Source organism: Nonomuraea sp. NPDC049758, assembly GCF_040674635.1.
Lineage (GTDB): Bacteria > Actinomycetota > Actinomycetes > Streptosporangiales > Streptosporangiaceae > Nonomuraea.
In genome coordinates, this window is the sequence record NZ_JBFAMZ010000006.1 from 152,337 (window position 1) to 169,220 (window position 16,884).

The 16,884-nt window shown below is 69.4% G+C and carries 16 protein-coding genes and 1 riboswitch; of the genes, 5 read left to right on the forward strand and 11 right to left on the reverse strand.

Annotated features, from left to right (window positions below; all coding sequences use genetic code 11):
* Nucleotides 1-2 precede the first annotated feature (2 nt).
* The gene (locus tag AB0J46_RS17635; RefSeq protein WP_364332603.1) at nt 3-674 is read right to left on the reverse strand and encodes a hypothetical protein; all 672 of its coding nucleotides are present in this window, start codon (nt 672-674) and stop codon (nt 3-5) included.
* 78 nt (nt 675-752) lie between these two features.
* Here AB0J46_RS17635 and AB0J46_RS17640 point away from each other — a divergent pair, with 78 nt between their 5' ends.
* Nucleotides 753-1,628 (forward strand): A/G-specific adenine glycosylase, encoded by an 876-nt coding sequence (locus AB0J46_RS17640; RefSeq protein WP_352358604.1) that lies wholly within the window; start codon nt 753-755, stop codon nt 1,626-1,628.
* A gap of 7 nt (nt 1,629-1,635) precedes the next feature.
* On the opposite strand, the gene AB0J46_RS17645 is transcribed toward AB0J46_RS17640, so the two are convergent.
* Together AB0J46_RS17645 and AB0J46_RS17650 are read right to left on the reverse strand one after the other, a co-directional pair.
* The gene (locus AB0J46_RS17645) at nt 1,636-2,052 is read right to left on the reverse strand and encodes a cupin (RefSeq protein WP_364332606.1); all 417 of its coding nucleotides are present in this window, start codon (nt 2,050-2,052) and stop codon (nt 1,636-1,638) included.
* A gap of 61 nt (nt 2,053-2,113) precedes the next feature.
* Entirely contained in the window at nt 2,114-2,491 is a 378-nt protein-coding gene (locus AB0J46_RS17650) for a cupin (protein ID WP_364332609.1), read from the reverse strand.
* 59 nt (nt 2,492-2,550) lie between these two features.
* Between AB0J46_RS17650 and AB0J46_RS17655 the strand changes: the two genes are divergently transcribed.
* Nucleotides 2,551-3,021 carry a MarR family winged helix-turn-helix transcriptional regulator gene (locus AB0J46_RS17655; RefSeq protein WP_364332612.1) on the forward strand — a complete coding sequence of 157 codons (471 nt, stop codon included), beginning with the start codon at nt 2,551-2,553 and terminating at the stop codon, nt 3,019-3,021.
* Between the two features lie 55 nt (nt 3,022-3,076).
* Here the strand turns inward: AB0J46_RS17655 and AB0J46_RS17660 are convergent, their stop codons facing one another.
* The 6 genes from AB0J46_RS17660 to AB0J46_RS17685 form a co-directional block, all read right to left on the reverse strand.
* The gene (locus tag AB0J46_RS17660) at nt 3,077-4,015 is read right to left on the reverse strand and encodes a TIM barrel protein (protein WP_357702269.1); all 939 of its coding nucleotides are present in this window, start codon (nt 4,013-4,015) and stop codon (nt 3,077-3,079) included.
* A 958-nt stretch (nt 4,016-4,973) separates the two neighbouring features.
* Nucleotides 4,974-7,475: an ATP-dependent Clp protease ATP-binding subunit gene (locus AB0J46_RS17665; RefSeq protein WP_364332615.1), complete on the reverse strand. Its 2,502-nt coding sequence runs from the start codon at nt 7,473-7,475 to the stop codon at nt 4,974-4,976.
* Nucleotides 7,476-8,591: 1,116 nt separating this feature from the next.
* Nucleotides 8,592-8,924, reverse strand: coding sequence for an Lsr2 family protein (locus AB0J46_RS17670; RefSeq protein WP_125641669.1), 333 nt, complete (start codon nt 8,922-8,924; stop codon nt 8,592-8,594).
* A 525-nt stretch (nt 8,925-9,449) separates the two neighbouring features.
* A complete protein-coding gene (locus AB0J46_RS17675; RefSeq protein WP_364332618.1) occupies nt 9,450-9,938 on the reverse strand; it encodes an RDD family protein in 489 nt (162 codons plus the stop codon).
* Between the two features lie 106 nt (nt 9,939-10,044).
* A complete protein-coding gene (locus tag AB0J46_RS17680) occupies nt 10,045-11,676 on the reverse strand; it encodes an RDD family protein (RefSeq protein ID WP_364332620.1) in 1,632 nt (543 codons plus the stop codon).
* A gap of 85 nt (nt 11,677-11,761) precedes the next feature.
* Nucleotides 11,762-12,331: an amino-acid N-acetyltransferase gene (locus tag AB0J46_RS17685; protein WP_358291588.1), complete on the reverse strand. Its 570-nt coding sequence runs from the start codon at nt 12,329-12,331 to the stop codon at nt 11,762-11,764.
* 287 nt (nt 12,332-12,618) lie between these two features.
* Nucleotides 12,619-12,770, forward strand: a riboswitch (cyclic di-AMP (ydaO/yuaA leader).
* Between the two features lie 6 nt (nt 12,771-12,776).
* On the opposite strand from AB0J46_RS17685, the gene AB0J46_RS17690 reads away from it, so the two are divergent.
* The gene (locus AB0J46_RS17690; protein ID WP_364332623.1) at nt 12,777-13,820 is read left to right on the forward strand and encodes an NlpC/P60 family protein; all 1,044 of its coding nucleotides are present in this window, start codon (nt 12,777-12,779) and stop codon (nt 13,818-13,820) included.
* Between the two features lie 70 nt (nt 13,821-13,890).
* Here the strand turns inward: AB0J46_RS17690 and AB0J46_RS17695 are convergent, their stop codons facing one another.
* Nucleotides 13,891-14,103, reverse strand: coding sequence for a LuxR C-terminal-related transcriptional regulator (locus AB0J46_RS17695; protein ID WP_132597751.1), 213 nt, complete (start codon nt 14,101-14,103; stop codon nt 13,891-13,893).
* 277 nt (nt 14,104-14,380) lie between these two features.
* Here AB0J46_RS17695 and AB0J46_RS17700 point away from each other — a divergent pair, with 277 nt between their 5' ends.
* A complete protein-coding gene (locus AB0J46_RS17700; RefSeq protein WP_364332626.1) occupies nt 14,381-15,484 on the forward strand; it encodes a cytochrome P450 in 1,104 nt (367 codons plus the stop codon).
* Here AB0J46_RS17700 and AB0J46_RS17705 read toward each other — a convergent pair.
* Nucleotides 15,474-15,872 (reverse strand): helix-turn-helix domain-containing protein, encoded by a 399-nt coding sequence (locus AB0J46_RS17705; protein ID WP_364332629.1) that lies wholly within the window; start codon nt 15,870-15,872, stop codon nt 15,474-15,476. The genes AB0J46_RS17700 and AB0J46_RS17705 overlap by 11 nt on opposite strands.
* 80 nt (nt 15,873-15,952) lie before the next feature.
* On the opposite strand from AB0J46_RS17705, the gene AB0J46_RS17710 reads away from it, so the two are divergent.
* The gene (locus AB0J46_RS17710) at nt 15,953-16,882 is read left to right on the forward strand and encodes an NADP-dependent oxidoreductase (RefSeq protein ID WP_364332632.1); all 930 of its coding nucleotides are present in this window, start codon (nt 15,953-15,955) and stop codon (nt 16,880-16,882) included.
* The last annotated feature ends 2 nt before the right edge of the window (nt 16,883-16,884 follow it).

Here is a 16,884-nt window from a genome sequence, read left to right on the forward strand (position 1 = left end):
GCTCACCGCAGGTGGAAGACGCCCTTGCCGCTGCGGAGCGCGCCCATGCGGGCGGTGGCCACGTACGTGCCGGGCAGGGCTGAGGCCGGGGACGAGCGGCAGTCGGTGCTCGACCGGCGCCGGTCCCACTCCAGGGTGCGCACGTACGGGATCCCGCGCTGCAGCTCCCTGACCTCGGTGCCCACCCCGCTGACGCAGTCGGCGGTGGACCAGATGCGGTCGGCGCCCGAGGTGATGCGGATCTCCATGGCCCGCGGCCCGACGTCGGCCGTGCACATCACCGGCCCGGTGTTGACCAGCGTGACGATGAAGGTCGGACGCGACGCGCCGGCGTAGATCGGCTCCTTGCCGCCCTGGAGGCTCAGCACCAGGCTGTCCTGCGGGCACGGCTCCCCCGGCCGCCTCGGCTTGGCGGCCGGGCTCTCCTTGGGCGCGGGGGTGGGCGACGGGCTGGCCGTCCCCATGGCGAGCGTGCGCAGGCCCGCGAGCAGCGGATCGGTGGCGGGCGTCGCGCTCGGTGAGCTCTGCGCGCTGGACGAGCGTTCCGGCCCGGAGCCCCCGCTGGAGCACGCCCACGCCACCACGGCCACCACGACGAGCACGGCCACCAGCACGCTCATGCGACGTCGCCAGTAGACGTCACCGCCGTCGCCACCCATCGAATCCGGATCCATAGGCACAGCATGGTAATTGATCGGCTACCAACAGTGACGACACGCCGAACAAGCCCATCTACGAATACGCTTGACCGCGTGGTTGAGCCGAACCTCCTGCACGCCCCCGTTCTGGAGTGGTACGAGGACAACGCCCGAGACCTCCCCTGGCGCGCCGACGACGCGACCCCGTGGGGAGTGCTGGTCAGCGAGATCATGCTGCAGCAGACCCCGGTCGTCCGCGTCCTGCCGGTGTGGCTGGAGTGGATGGCCCGCTGGCCCACTCCCAAGTCGCTGGCCGCCGAGCCGCCGGGTGAGGCCGTACGGCATTGGGGCCGGCTCGGTTATCCGCGCCGGGCGCTGCGCCTGCACGCCTGCGCCCGCGCCATCGCCGACGAGCACGGCGGCGAGGTGCCCGCCGACCACGCGACGCTGCTGGCCCTGCCGGGCATCGGGGAGTACACCGCCGCCGCGGTCGCCAGCTTCGCGTACGGGGGCCGGCACGCCGTCCTGGACACCAACGTGCGGCGGGTGTTCGCGCGGGCCGTACGGGCCGAGGAGTACCCGCCCACGGCCACCTCGGCGGCCGAGCGGCGGCTGGCCGAGGCGCTGCTGCCGGAGCTGGGCGCGGCCCGCTGGGGCGTGGCCGTGATGGAGCTGGGCGCGCTGGTCTGCACGGCCCGCGCGCCGCGCTGCGCCGACTGCCCGATCGCCGACCTGTGCGCGTGGCGGCTGGCCGGCAAACCACCCCACACCGGTCCCGCCCGCAAGGGCCAGACGTACGCCGGCACCGACCGCCAGTGCCGTGGTCGCCTGCTCGCGGTGCTCCGCGCGGCCCACGGCCCGGTGCCGAAGGCTGCCCTCGACGTGGTGTGGGACGACGCGACCCAGCGCGAACGCGCCCTCGACGGCCTGGTCGCCGACGGCCTGGCCGAGGTGCTCGACGACGGCACGTACCGGCTGCCCCACTCCTGAGCGCCCGCTAGGCCATCCACGGGGGCACGGTGCGGTCCGTGCCCTTCGGGGCCAGGTCGCAGGCGTCGGGCGCGGACACGCCGCCGGGGTTGTAGACCTCCACGCCGGGCGGCGCGACCACGATCGAGACGAACCCGTGCTCGGGGTCGGCGAACATCTGCCGGCTCACGTCGGCCGGCAGGACCATGGTGTCGCCCGCCCCGACCTCGAACCGCTCGCCGCCCAGCTCGACGACCGCGCCGCCGGCCAGCCAGGTCCACACCAGCTCGCGGTCGGCGGCGTGCACCGGGCCCTCCATGCCGGGGTTGGCGTCCACCCGCCACATGACCTGCCCGGCCCCGCCCTGGGTGGGCGAGGCGAGCGTGGTCATCAGGGCGTTGGGCGTACGGACTTCTCGGGCGTCGGCGGACATGACGACAGGCATCACACAAGCTCCTTCTTCTCGGCTGGGCACGGCCCCGCGCCGCACCCGTTCCTGATGACGATCACGCGATCCACGGCGGCGTGCCGACGTCTGTGCCGTCGGGCATGAGGGCCCTGGCGCCGCCTGCGGCGGTGACGACGGCCGTGAAGCCGGCGTGCTCGTCGGCCACCACCCTGCGCAGGACATGAGCGGGCATGACGACGGTGTCGCCCGCGCCCACCGCGAACCGTTCGTCGCCCAGCTCGACGGTGGCGCCGCCGGAAAGCCAGCTCCACACCTGCTCGGTGTCGATGTCGTGCTGGGGCCCCGCCACGCCCGGCTTCGCGTCGACCCGCCAGAGCGCGCACGAGGCACCGCCCTGCGTCGGCGAGGCGAAGGTGGTCATGACCCCGCTCGGCGTCTCGGAACGCCGGGAATCCGCGTCACGAATGACAGACATGCTTTGACCCCCTAAGATAGGCAACTACGTTGTCTATATAGTTAACCAGGTTGTCTATCTTGTCAAGCGACACCCCAGGCTTCGAACTGCCTCTACGACTTCTGCTGGCCTTCCGCACGCTCATCGACGAGCTGCACGCCGAGCTGGCCCGCCAGGGCCATCCGGAACTCCGTCCGAACCACGGGTTCGTCATGCAGGCGATCGGCACGCGCGGCACGACCGCCGTCGACCTGGGCCGTACCCTGGGCGTGTCGAAGCAGGCCGCGGGCAAGACGATCGAGACCCTCGAACGCGCCGGCTACGTCGAGCGCACCAGGGACGACTTCGACACCCGGCGCAAGATCGTGCGCCTCACGCCCCGCGGCGTCGACGCGCTCGACCGCTCGGCCCGCATCTTCGACGCGCTGCGCGCCCGATGGGCCGCGGAGCTGGGCGAGGACCGCCTGCGGGCCCTGGAGTCGGACCTGCGCAGGATGACGCCGGCGAACATGTGGCGACTGGACACGCCAGGCTGGTTCGCCGGCCTCTGACTGGATCAGCCGAGCCGGAACCGGTGGGCAGGCTCGACCGGCCCCGGCCTCTTGATCAGGCGGCCAGTTGCAGGCCGAGGCTGGTCAGGTTCGTACGGGCCCAGGCCAGCTCCTCGGCCAGCAGCGACACCAGCGCGCCCGGCCCCTTCGCGCGCCCCGGCACGAACAGGTTGTGCGTCTCGACCTCGATGTGCGCGCTCCCGCTGACCGCGCCGGACAACATCGCGGTCAGCGTGTCGTGAAGCACCGCGCCGGTGCTCGGCGTCTCGCCCGTGTGGTTGTGCACGTGCCCCAGCTTGACGACGGGCGCCCCGGCCTCCGCCAGGCCCTTCAGCGCCGCGCCGGGCTCCTCGGCCCCGCAGGCGAGGTGACAGGCGTCCAGGCACACGCCCAGGTGCTCGGAGTCGATGCCGCCCACCCGCTCCAGCGCCTGCTCGGTCGTCTCCAGGACGCACCCCGGCCACGGCTCGAAGCCGACCCTGATGGTCTTCCCGGTCACGCTGTAGATGCCGCGCAGCTCGCGGGCCAGCCGCTCCAGTCTGCGCGTGGCGATGGCGTGCAGGTCGGCGGGCCAGTCGCGGCGCCAGCCGATCGGGATCGTCGAGATGCTGCCGAACCGTACGTCGTCGGGCAGCAGGAAGGCCAGGATCTTGGCCAGTGCCATGGTGTAGCGGTAGCGCTCGGGCTTGGCCCAGTCGGGGCCGGGGACCTCCTGGTTGCGTCCGCCGGTGCCGTTGAGGCTGACGACCTCCAGGCCGCGCTCCTCCAGGGAGCGGCGCAGCCGTACGAGCTCGATGCGGTCGGCCGTGAGGTGGTCGGCGACGCCGGGCGACAACCACAGCCCGATGCCCATCCGCTCCACGCCCAGCCTCTTGCGCACCGGCACCGCGTAGCGGGTCAGGTGCGCGATCAGGTTCTCCAGGTCCTCGGCAGGGTGGATACCTGCGTTGTAGGCGAGGTGAACGAGCGTTCCGTCGTTGTGACGCAGGCGCATCGGTTCCTCCACGGCTTGCTTGAGTGTTCCCGTCGCCCGCCTCAGACGCGCGAACCCTGTGTGAGCATGCCTGCTTCCGGGTGGCGCACGCGTCCGCCCTGAGTCGATTCCTCACTACTCCCCAGGGAGCAGCTCCGACTCTAGGAACACGCTCTTGCGGATCACTTGGATGAGACTTGGCGATGCTCTACGCAGTGTAGTACTACTACCGGTGGCGGCGTACCCACCCATCCAACAATTAAGCAACAACCCACCCCACCCCCCTCGAAGCCACCACAGAGGCAACTCGCGCCTGAGGGCCGCACGAAGGACCCCCCTCATCGACGTCCAAACGGGCCCCGAACCAGGGACACGCGCCACGCACCGGAACCAGCCACGCACGGCCTCAGTTCCCGCCCTGCAGGGCCCTCAGCCGCGTACGGCGCCAGGGCCCACCGGCCCGCCGTAAACCGGAGCCAACAACGGCGCCGCAGAGAACCAGCGCCCAGAGAAGGGCGCCGCAGAATGGTGGCACTCCGAAGACGACCGGGCGCTGCAACACCAGCGCCCGGTCAGAGGCCGGGGCCGGGCGTCAGCGATCGGCGATCGGCGATCGGCGATCGGCGGTCACTGGACGGGTCAGTGGACGGGCGCCGGCGGACGGCGGTCGCTGGTCGCTAGCCGGCGGTCGGGCCCCGGCGGACGGCGGACGGCGGTGAGTGGACGGCGATCGGGGGTCGGCAATCGGCCGTCGGGGGCCGGGAGTCGGCCGTCGGCGGCCGGCGATCCGCGGTCGGCAATCCGCGGTCAGTGGACGGCGATCGAGGGTCGGCCGTCGGCCGTTGGACGCCGGGGGCGGGCGTCGGGGGGCGGGGGCGGGCGTCGGATGTCAGGCGTTGGGCGTTGAGCGTTGGGCGTTGGGCGTTGGGGGTGGAACGCGAAAACCCCCGCCGGGGCGGGGGTTTTCGGTGGTGGTCGGTCAGTGCTGGATCGGTGCGGCGATCGCCGCCGCCGAGTCCGGGACCGTCGAGGCGGACTCGCCCTTGAAGATGAACTTCGCGTTGTCGCCTTCGCCCTCGATCGTCACCTTCACGACCTGCCCCGGACGGAGCTCGCCGTAGAGGATCTTCTCGGACAGGGAGTCCTCCAGCTCGCGCTGGATCGTACGGCGCAGCGGCCGGGCGCCCATGACCGGGTCGTAACCGCGGTCGGCGAGCAGCTGCTTGGCCTCCGGCGAGACCTCGAGACCCATGTCGCGGTCCTTCAGCCTGGCGTCGACCTGGGCGAGCATCAGATCGACGATCTTGATGATCTCGTTCGGCGTCAGCTGGTGGAAGACCACGATGTCGTCGACACGGTTGAGGAACTCGGGCCGGAAGTGCTGCTTGAGCTCCTCCTGGACCTTCGCCTTCATCCGCTCGTAGTTGGACTCGGTGTCGTTGGACTTCGCGAACCCGACCCCGATGCCCTTGGAGATGTCACGGGTGCCGAGGTTGGTGGTCATGATGATGACCGTGTTCTTGAAGTCGACCACGCGGCCCTGGGCGTCGGTCAGGCGACCGTCTTCCAGGATCTGCAGCAGCGAGTTGAAGATGTCGGGGTGGGCCTTCTCGATCTCGTCGAACAGGACCACGGAGAACGGCTTGCGCCGCACCTTCTCGGTGAGCTGGCCGCCCTCCTCGTAGCCGACGTAGCCGGGAGGCGAGCCGAACAGCCTGGAGACGGTGTGCTTCTCCATGAACTCCGACATGTCCAGGCTGATCAGAGCGTCTTCGTCGCCGAAGAGGAACTCCGCCAGAGCCTTGGACAGCTCGGTCTTACCGACACCGGACGGGCCCGCGAAGATGAACGAGCCACCGGGACGGCGCGGGTCCTTCAGACCGGCGCGGGTACGCCGGATGGACCGCGACAGGCCCTTGATGGCGTCGTCCTGGCCGATGATCCGCTTGTGGAGCTCGTCCTCCATGCGGAGCAGGCGCTGGGACTCCTCCTCGGTCAGCTTGAAGACCGGGATGCCGGTGGCGGTCGCCAGGACCTCGGCGATGAGCTCCTGGGTGACCTCGGCCACGACGTCCATGTCGCCGGCCTTCCACTCCTTCTCCCGCCGCTCGCGCTTGAGCTGGAGCTGCTTCTCCTGGTCGCGGAGCGCAGCGGCCTTCTCGAAGTCCTGCGCGTCGATCGCGGACTCCTTGTCGCGGCGGACGTTGGCGATCTTCTCGTCGTACTCGCGCAGGTCCGGCGGAGCGGTCATCCGGCGGATGCGCATCCGGGAACCGGCCTCGTCGATGAGGTCGATCGCCTTGTCGGGCAGGTAGCGGTCGCTGATGTAGCGGTCGGCCAGCTGCGCGGCGGCCACCAGGGCGTCGTCGGTGATGGAGACGCGGTGGTGGGCCTCGTAGCGGTCGCGCAGACCCTTGAGGATCTCGATCGTGTGGCTGAGAGAGGGCTCGGCCACCTGGATCGGCTGGAAGCGGCGCTCCAGCGCGGCGTCCTTCTCGAGGTACTTGCGGTACTCGTCGAGAGTGGTGGCGCCGATCGTCTGCAGCTCGCCGCGGGCCAGCATCGGCTTGAGGATGCTGGCGGCGTCGATCGCGCCCTCGGCGGCGCCCGCGCCGACGAGCGTGTGCAGCTCGTCGATGAACAGGATGATGTCGCCGCGCGTGCGGATCTCCTTGAGCACCTTCTTCAGGCGCTCTTCGAAGTCACCGCGGTAGCGGGAGCCGGCGACCAGGGCGCCGAGGTCAAGCGTGTAGAGCTGCTTGTCCTTCAGCGTCTCGGGCACCTCGCCCCTGACGATCTTCTGCGACAGGCCCTCGACGACGGCGGTCTTGCCGACGCCGGGCTCGCCGATCAGCACCGGGTTGTTCTTGGTCCTCCGGGAGAGGACCTGCATGACCCGCTCGATCTCCTTCTCACGGCCGATGACCGGGTCGAGCTTGCCCTCACGGGCCGCCTGGGTCAGGTTGCGGCCGAACTGGTCGAGCACCAGGGACGTGGACGGCGCCGACTCCTGGGGACCGCCCGCGGCGGCCGGCTCCTTGCCCTGGTAACCGTGGAGCAACTGGATGACCTGCTGCCGGACACGGTTGAGATCAGCTCCAAGCTTGACCAGCACCTGGGCGGCGACACCCTCACCCTCGCGGATGAGCCCGAGCAGGATGTGCTCGGTGCCGATGTAGTTGTGACCCAGCTGCAAAGCCTCACGGAGCGACAGCTCGAGGACCTTCTTGGCCCGCGGGGTGAACGGAATGTGCCCCGACGGAGCCGACTGGCCCTGGCCGATGATCTCCTCGACCTGCTGGCGCACACCCTCAAGGCTGATGCCGAGGCTCTCCAGAGCCTTGGCGGCTACGCCCTCACCTTCATGGATCAAACCAAGAAGAATGTGCTCAGTGCCGATGTAGTTGTGGTTGAGCATCCTGGCCTCTTCTTGGGCCAAGACGACAACACGCCTCGCTCGGTCGGTGAACCTCTCGAACATCTCGTCGCTCCTCACAGAGCGGTCAGTCAGGCCGGTAAATCCGGTCCCGTCATCCCGCATGCTAGCCCTGGCTCGGCGAACCGTGCCCACTGCCGCTGACACGCTCTATAGCAGAGACGTTCCCCGAGAGCAGGGCGTTCACCCTCTATCCAACTACTGTTCGGGGGTGACGTGTTCCCGATACGCCGCAAGCGAACGATGTTTAGGCGCTTCCCGGAAGCGCCTGGAATTCGACGCCCGCGGCCCAGGGCGGACCAACACGGATCGGCCGTCGGACGCCGGGGCGAAGCCGGCCTTGGGGTGCCCGCCGGCCACGCATCTCCGATGCCCGCGCCCGTATCTGTTACGTAATCATCGTATGTGCTGCTCCAAACCGCGTCCAAGCGCGGACGCTACGCCCTGAGCACAACTCGGCACGCAACGCACGCCACACGTATTCCCCATCGGGTCAGCCGGGTTACCGATCGCGGTGCGCACGAGGGTCCTGCGACGGGACAATGCGCGGCGCACGGGAGAGGCCACCGGTTTTCCATCGTGCCCCACCAGCCGCAGGCCCGCGTTTTGCCGGTCATCCACGGCCCGCCCCACCGAGAAGCCCGAGGAGAGGCCCGAAGAGAGGCTCGAACAAGCACCGACAAGCCCTGAGAACCCCGCACAAGGCCGTAAGAAGACGGAAGTACCCGGTACCGGAAGAGGGCTTGCGACGGCGCTTCCGGAAGGACCGGCTGCTCGATTGTGCGGCGGAGCGTCACCGCTTTGCGCGTACGCGCAGGGGCCGGGAAGCGGAACATTGCGGCGGGTGACGGCATTGGCCCGTTCCGGCCGCGGGTGACGAACACGGCGGCGAACACGGCGGCGTACACGCGGCGAGCCCGGCGGCGCCCGGGAATTGACACGGACGCCGGCCGCAAAGCCCGGCACGTTCCACTCCCGCGCGACGCCTTGTCCGGCGACACGAGTGAGCAATACGCCCACATTTGGGCGAATTAGAAGATCAACAAGTGGTCCGGGGATTCACGAACTCCCCACAAAAACGATCATGCGCTTATGGCGCTCGCCGGGGTCCTAGGCGAACGGCATAAGCGCATGGTCAGGAGATGGCTCTCTCGACGAGGCTCAGTGAGCCGCTTCGTACTTCTCCACGACGGTGGAGGCGATCCTGCCGCGCTCGCTGACCGGCAGGCCGTGAGCCTTGGCCCACTGCCGGATCTCCGAGCTCTTCTCGCGGCTCATCGCACGGTTGCCGCCGCGACCACGGCGACGGGCGGACACGGCTCCTGCCCTGCGGGCGTGCTGCACGAAAGGCGTGAGTGCGTCCCTCAGCTTCTTGGCGTTAACGTCGCTGAGGTCAATCTCATAGGAGGAGCCGTCAATAGCGAAGCTGACCGTCTCATTGGCCTCGCCCCCATCGAGGTCATCGATGAGAATCTCCTGGATCTGCTTGGCCATCTACGCAATCCTTTCCCGGAGCATTGTTTCATTCGCTCGCCCAAACATATACCCGGAAAGGCGCGGAGACAATTCAGCGCTGCGGGGATTCGGCTGACTGGCAGATCAGTTCTGGTTCTCGGCCTGATCCTGGCGGTTTGCCCGTCGCCCGGCGCCCTCCGATCGCAGCAACTTCACCGCGCCAAAGATGAAGGCGCCGCCGACCACGACCGGGGGGATGAGCGCTGACAATACGTCTGTTACGGCTTCCATTCGTCCTCGCCTCCAGGGCTTGCAGGGTTTCGGGGGCGCTAAATACGCATCCCGGCGCGACCTGCGGGACCTGCGGGAGCACGCCGGACGCTCATGACGCCTAGGTGACAACTCACCCGGAACCGACCATAGCCACACACAGTCGCCCTCAGGGAGCAGGGGCACCGACATCCGGCAACCCGGACGTCCCATAGCCTAATGCCAGTCTCTCCAGGCTCCTTACCGGATCAAGGGAAAATTTTGCGAAAAGGCATCTTCCCAGGTGCGGATGGCTCAACGAAGATCTTTTACCACCCGCGTTCCGGCCAGCCTGTCATGCGGCCCGCGCTCCAACGGCTTGTCGATCAGGATGAGCAGCCCGACGCCGAACAGCAGCATTCCGGCCAGCAGATTGACCACCGGAATGCCCATCAGCATGACAGGCCCGGGATAGACCAGGGCCCGTTTCAGCAGGGCGCCACGCGGAAGGTCGTCCGGCGCCAGGCGAATCTTCATGATCGCCTGGCCGAAGGTCCGCCGGCGCAGGCAATGGGCCCGCCAGTCATAGGCCGTATAACACAGGCCGGCCAGGAACCAGGCCAAGAGCCCGGGGAGCCGCCCGCCGAACGCCTCGACCATCCCGACAGTCCGGAAGACGCCCCACAGCGCGATGAACAGAATGTAATAGAAGACCCCGAAGACCAGCGCCTCAATGAAGCGGGCGGCGAGGCGTTCCCACCATTCCGCGGGCACGGCGCCCGGCCACGACGGTGTCCCGGCCATATCCCACCTCACGCGGTCGGCGGTCGTACCCCCCATTTTGGTACGCCCCGCACACACAAAACAGAGGCCGGCGGGAAGCCGGCCCCTGTTTTACGCTGACGCGGGATTACTTGATCTTCACGACCACCGTGCCCGCGAACTTGTCCGCGAACGTCTGCTGCAGCGGCTTGTCCCACAGCTGCGAGGCGCCGTTGACCGCGACGCACGCCCAGGCGAGCAGCGGGCCGAGGAACGGGATCCAGCTCAGGATGTAGCCGCCCCAGGTGACGCCGGCGCGCTTGATCGCCAGGTCGGACGCGAGCCCGCCCGGAGGAAGGGCCTGGCCCACCGGCACGACCTTGATCCCCATGACCATCTTGCCGACCGTCTGGCCGTTCATCTTCGTCAGGAAGAACTCGTAGCACACCCAGACGGCGGTCGTCACGATCGACGACAGGAGGGTGATGACGAAGGCGGACAGGAGGCCGGAGGTCAGGCCGGTCGCCGAGTCGTAACCGACCGCGAGCAGGCCCAGGATGAGGCTGACCACGAAGTTCACGACGCCGAGGATGACGCCGTCGATGATCCTCGCGACCAGACGCTGCCACCACTCCGCCAGGGGGGCCGGAGCGCCCGGAGGCTGTACGCCGACGGGCTGACCGTAGGGCTGGCCGTAGCCGGGCTGGCCGTAGGGCTGCGACTGCTGCTGCTGGCCGTAGGCCTGGCCGTACTGCTGCTGGTCGCCGTACTGCTGGCCGTAACCCTGTTGCTGGTCGCCGTACTGCTGCTGGGCGTAGCCGCCCTGCTGGCCGTACTGGGCTTCCTGGCCGTAGCCCTGCTGCTGGCCGTAGTCGGGTTGCGACTGCTGGCCGTAGCCCTGCTGGCCGTACTGGGCCTCCTGGCCGTAACCCTGCTGCCCGGAGGCGGCCTGCTGACCGTAGCCGGGCTGGGCGTACTGCTGGCCCGAGGACTGCGGCTGCTGGCCGTAGCCCTGCTGGCCCGAGGCGGCCTGCTGGCCGTACTGGGCCTCCTGGCCGTAGCCCTGCTGCTGGCCGTAGTCGGGTAGCGACTGCGGTTGCTGGCCGTACTGCGGCTGCTGACCGTAGCCCTGCTGGCCCGGGGCGGCCTGCTGGCCGTACTGGGCCTCCTGGCCGTAACCCTGCTGACCCGAGGCGGCCTGCTGGCCGTAGCCGGGCTGGGCGTACTGCTGGCCCGAGGCGGGCTGCTGGCCGTAACCCTGCTGGCCGTACTGGGCCTCCTGGCCGTAGCCGGGCTGCGTGTACTGCTGGCCGGAGGACTGCGGCTGCTGACCGTAACCCTGCTGACCCGGGGCGGCCTGCTGGCCGTACTGGGCCTCCTGGCCGTAGCCGGGCTGCGTGTACTGCTGGCCCGAGGACTGCGGCTGCTGACCGTAGCCCTGCTGCTGGCCGTAGCCCTGCTGACCCGGGGCGGCCTGCTGGCCGTACTGGGCCTCCTGGCCGTAGCCGGGCTGCGTGTACTGCTGGCCCGAGGACTGCGGCTGCTGGCCGTAGCCCTGCTGCTGGCCGTACTGCTGCTGTTGCTGGCCGTACTGCTGTTGCTGGCCATAGCCCTGTTGCTGCTGCTGACCGTATGGGGGCTGGCCGAAGGCATCGTCCGCCCGGTAGCCGACCACAGTCACGTCCGGGTCGGGCTCGCCGGGCCGACGGCCGTGGTGCTGACCGTACTCGGGGTTCTCGCCGGAATCGTCCTGTGGGTACGGCGGCTGTCCGGTGCTCACCGTGTCACCTCGCTTCGAGTGCGCATGTGGCACGTGTCAGGACACATGCCTGTGCTGCCCAACGTATCGACATAGGTATCAACAATCACCTTTCCAAGTGGTCAAGGTCCGCGTCACCCGATGTCAGATGCAGCAGCATGCGGGTGTTGCCAAGGGTGTTCGGTTTGACGTGTTCCAGATCAAGGAACTCCGCCACACCCTCGTCGTACGAGGCCAGCAACTCGGCGTAGACCTCGGGTGAGACCGGCGTGCCCTGGATGGGGCGGAAACCGTGCCTCGCGAAGAAGTCGACCTCAAAAGTCAGACAGAATACACGCCGCAGCCCCAGATCCTTCGCCTGCCGGACGAGTGCCGAGACGATCCGCCGCCCGACCCCCAGCCCCCGGCACGCGGGATCGACGGCCACCGTACGGACCTCGGCGAGGTCCTCCCAGAGCACGTGGAGCGCGCCGCAGCCGACGACCTCCCCGCCCCGCTCGGCCACCCAGAACTCCTGGACGTCCTCGTACAGCGTGACCGTGGCCTTCTCCAGGAGCCGCGGCCCCGCGCCCGCGTAGGTGTCCACGAGACGCCTGATCGCACGCACGTCGGGCGTGCGCGCACGCCTGACCACGACCGCGGTCTCGGGGACTGCCACTTCGGCCACCTGCTCCATGGCTCTCCAGGGTACAGATCTCATTACGGCTCGGCCCTAAATCCCACGTCTCGGGCATCTCATCACATCCCGTGGTCAGGTGAACACGGGCCGACTTGGAGCTTTCCTCCAGACCTCAGCACCCCGAATGCTGGACAAAAGGTGCAGAAGCCCGCTTCCGTACGGCTACCCACGAGATCACCTTGTGACCCTTCAGTTGTGAAACCTCTACAGACTCGGCAGTTCCGGTTGAGCGTGAACCCGGAGTGCATTAGTGTCCAGCGACGATGTTCTCCGCGTAATGCGCGCGGAAAGACACGCCCAATTCCCGCAAGGGAAGCCGGGGAACCAACGGCGGCGAGCACCTGGCGCCACCACTTGGGGTGAATCCGACCATCTCGGTAGGGCTGCTCCGGCCCGAACCCGTCAGCTAACCCGGCCGGCGTCGATGAGAGGAGCTCGGTTGGTGAAGCGGACGTTCGACCGCTCGGGGAAGTCCGGGGGCAGGCACGCCCGCCCCCAGGAGCAGGCCAGGCGCGCACGCCGCCTCGGCGTCATCGGCGTCACCGTCGCCGCGATGCTGTTCACCGTCCCCGTCGGTTCCGCCGCCGCCGACCCGAAGCCGTCGCTCTCCGAGCTCTCCGACCAGGTGGAGAAGCTGCACGAAGAGATCGAGACGCTGGCCGAGCAGTACAACGAGCAGCGCGAACGGCTGAAGGCGGCCCAGAAGGCCAACGACTCCGCCCAGAAGATCCTGGCCACCAGCGAGTCCGACCTGGCCGCCAAGCGCGCCAGGGCCTCGCTGCTCGCCCAGAACGCCTACATCACCGGCGGCCTGGACAAGGCCCTGGCCTTCGCCCAGTCCGGCGACCCCGAGACCTTCCTCGACCGGGCCGCGACCACGTACGCGCTCGAACAGCAGCAGGGCGAGGAGGTCAACCAGCTCGCCAGGGCCATGGAGGCCGCCGAGCGGGCCAGGGCCGGCGCCAAGACCCGCATCGCCGAGGTTCAGAAGATCGTCACCGATCTGGAGAGCAAGCGCTCGAAGATCACCAAGCTGGTCACCAAGGTCGAGAGCAACCTCTACCGGCGGGCCGTCGGCGAGGCGGGCCGTCCCGGCACCCGGGCCGTGCGCGTCAACCTGCCGGTCATCGGCGACGGCAAGGCCGCCCAGGCCGTCAAGTGGGCCCTCACCCAGCAGCTCAAGCCGTACGTGTGGGGCGCGGAAGGGCCCCGCTCCTACGACTGCTCCGGTCTGGTGATGGCCGCCTACCAGCGTGTGGGCATCTCGCTCCCCCACTACACCGGCGACCAGTGGACGGCCGGCACGCACGTCAGCCGCGACCAGCTGCGCCCCGGCGACCTGGTGTTCTTCTACAGCGACCTGCACCACGTCGGCATCTACATCGGCGGCGGCATGATGGTCCACGCCCCACGGACGGGTGACGTCGTGCGGGTCGCCCCGATCGGCGGGCGGCCGTTCGCCGGCGGCGTGCGCATCGCGGACTGACCCGCGCCGGTTCGCCCAGCGTCACTTCGCCCAGCGTCACTAGATGATGAGCGCCGCCAGATGAGCGCCGCTAGATGAGCTGGCGGCGCGCCGCCCATGCCACGGCCTCGATCGCCGTGGCCACGCCGATGCGGTCGCAGATGCCCCTCAGCCTGCGCCGTACGGTCCGTCCGCTGATGTCCAGCCGCCTGCCTACCCGATCGACGGTCACTCCCCTGGCCAGCTCGGCCAGTAACGCCAAATCCGCGTGGCTCAGCTCAACGCCTTCTGTGAGCACATCCACCGGGAGCCCTCCCCCCAACAGCAGAACTCGGACCTTTCAGGCGAAGCAAGCCGCTCGTCTCGGTGAAGGTAAACGCATCGCGGAAAGGTCGTCAAGCGCCACAATCGGCGCCCTTGACCAGTGCTATTGACATGATCACTTATATGTGACGTACTCCGCATATGTTGGCACGCCGTGGTCCGCTATGAACGGTCCAAACGATCAATTCGGCGGCCCGGTTCCACCTCCGATGAGCGCCACCGACGTGCTGGGTTTTGATCCCTCGGATCCGCAATTTGTGCGCGATCCGTACGTCCGATATCGCGAGCTGCGAGCCGCCGGGCCGATCTTCAGAACGCGCGGCGGGCTGCTCGTCGTGACCACGTACGAGTTGTGCGCGGCCGTGCTGCGCGACCCCGGGTTCGGTCACGGAACGTCCCCGCCCGCACAGGAAGAGGCAGGTCAGCCCGGCAGGTCGTTCCTGCTCATGGACCCGCCCGATCACACCCGGTTGCGTGCTCTGGTCAGCCGCGCGTTCACGCCGCGCATGGTGGCCCGCCTCAGGCCGCGGATCGAGGCGATCACCGCCGACCTGATCGGACGGCTGCCGGAGGAGGCGGAGCTGATTTCCGGCTTCGCGTACCCGCTGCCGGTGATGGTGATCAGCGAGATGCTCGGGGTGCCGCCGGAGGACCACGGCCGCTTCCGCGGATGGAGCGAGGCCCTTGCCCGCGGACTTGACCCGATGCTGACAGACGCCCTCATGTCGGAAACGGAGCGTTCCAGGAACGAGTTCCGCGACTACTTCCGCCACCTGATCGCACGGCGGCGCGAGCGTCCCGGCGAGGACCTCCTGAGCGCCCTCGCACACGTCGAGGAGCTCACCGAGGCCGAGTTGCTGGCGACCTGCGTGCTGCTGCTCGTGGCCGGCCACGAGACCACCGTCAACCTCATCGCGAACGGCGTGCTGAACCTGCTGCGGCACGACCTGCTGCACCTCGCCGCCGAGCGCCCGAGGGAGGTGGTGGAGGAGGTGCTGCGCTTCGATCCGCCGGTCCAGCTCACCTCCAGGATCGCGCTGGAGGACCGGGAACTGGGCGGGACGCCGGTGCCCGCGGGCTCGGCCGTGCTCGTGCCGATCGGCGCGGCCAATCGCGACCCCGCCGCGTTCGCCGATCCCGACCGGTTCGACCCCGCCCGCGAGCCCGGCCGCCACCTGGCCTTCGGCCTCGGCCTGCACTTCTGCCTGGGAGCGACGCTGGCCAGAATGGAGGGCGAGATCGCGCTGTCGGCGCTGGCCGCGGCGGCGCCGAAGATGGAGGCCGCCGATCCGGAGCCGCCGTACAAGGAGAACGTGGTGCTGCGCGGGCTGGCCCGGCTGCCGGTGCGGCTCAGGCGGTAGCGTCGTAGCGTTCCCTGGCGGCCTCGACGTCCTCGATGTGCTCCTCGGCCCATGCCTTGATGGCGGTGACCAGCGGCATCAGGCTCAGGCCCAGCGGGGTGAGCGCGTAGTCGACGCGCACCGGCACCTGCGGCGTGATCCGGCGCGCCACCAGGCCGTCGCGCTCCAGGCCGCGCAGGGTCTGGGTGAGCATCTTCTGGCTGACCCCGGCGATGTGCCGGGCCAGGTCGCTGTAGCGACGCTCGCCGGAGGCCAGCGAGCTGAGCACCAGCGTGACCCATTTGTCGCTGAGCCGGTCGAGCAGCTTGCGGGAAGGGCATTCGGCGAAGTAGGCGTCGAAGGCGAGTCTCGCCTGGTCACGCCGCTGCGCCGCCGTCGTGGTCGCCACCGTCTCACTCCTCGCCGTGTGTTACGCACTTCCAGGTGCCTACTTACTGAAAGAGAGTAACTCTTCCTAGGGTCGCTGGCATGACGAACATGCGTGCACTCATCGGCGGCTCCGGCGCTCCCCAGTTGGTGTCCGCGCCGCTGCCGGCGGCGGGGCCCGGCCAGGTGCGGATCAAGGTGGCCGCGGCCGGGGTCAACCCCTTCGATCTGGCCGTGGCGTCCGGGGCTCTGGCCTCGTACGGGCTGGCCAGGAAGCTCGACTCCTACGGGATCGGCTTCGACGCCGCGGGAACCGTGGACCAGGTGGGCCCGGGAACCTCCTTCAGCGTGGGAGAGGAGGTCGTGGGGCTTTGCGCGCGGCTGGAGCTGCCGTACAAGGCGCAGGCCGAGTACGTCGTGCTGGACGCCCCGGCGGTGGCCCGCGCCCCGCGCGACGTGAGCCCCGTCCACGCGGCCACGCTGCCGCTGAACGGGCTCACCGCCTGGCAGGCGCTCGACCGGACCGGCGTCGGCCCGGGCGGCACGCTGCTGGTCACGGGGGCGGCGGGGGCCGTCGGAGGCTACCTGGTGGAGCTGGCCGCCGTGCGCGGCGTCAGGGTGGTGGCCGCCGCCGGCGCCGCGGACGAGGAGCTGGTACGCGGCTTCGGGGCGGAATGGTTCGTCGCCCGCGAGGAGGACCTGGCCGAGGCCGTACGGGCGCAGGTGCCCGGCGGTGTGGACGCCGTGGTGGACGCGGCCGTGCTGGGCCTGCCCGCGCTCGACGCCGTACGGGACGGCGGGGCGTTCGTGGCGCTCGCGTCGGGGGTCGCGCCGGTGGCGCTGCGCGGCACGGACGTGGCCACCGTGCTGTTCCGCTCGGACGCCCGGCAGCTCGCGGAGCTGGTGCGCCTGGTCGAGGCCGGACGGCTGACGCTACGGGTGGCCGGGACGTACCCGCTGGAGAAGGCCGCCGACGCCCACGCCCGCCTGGCGGAGGGCGGCCTGCGCGGACGGCTGGTGCTGGTGCCCTGACC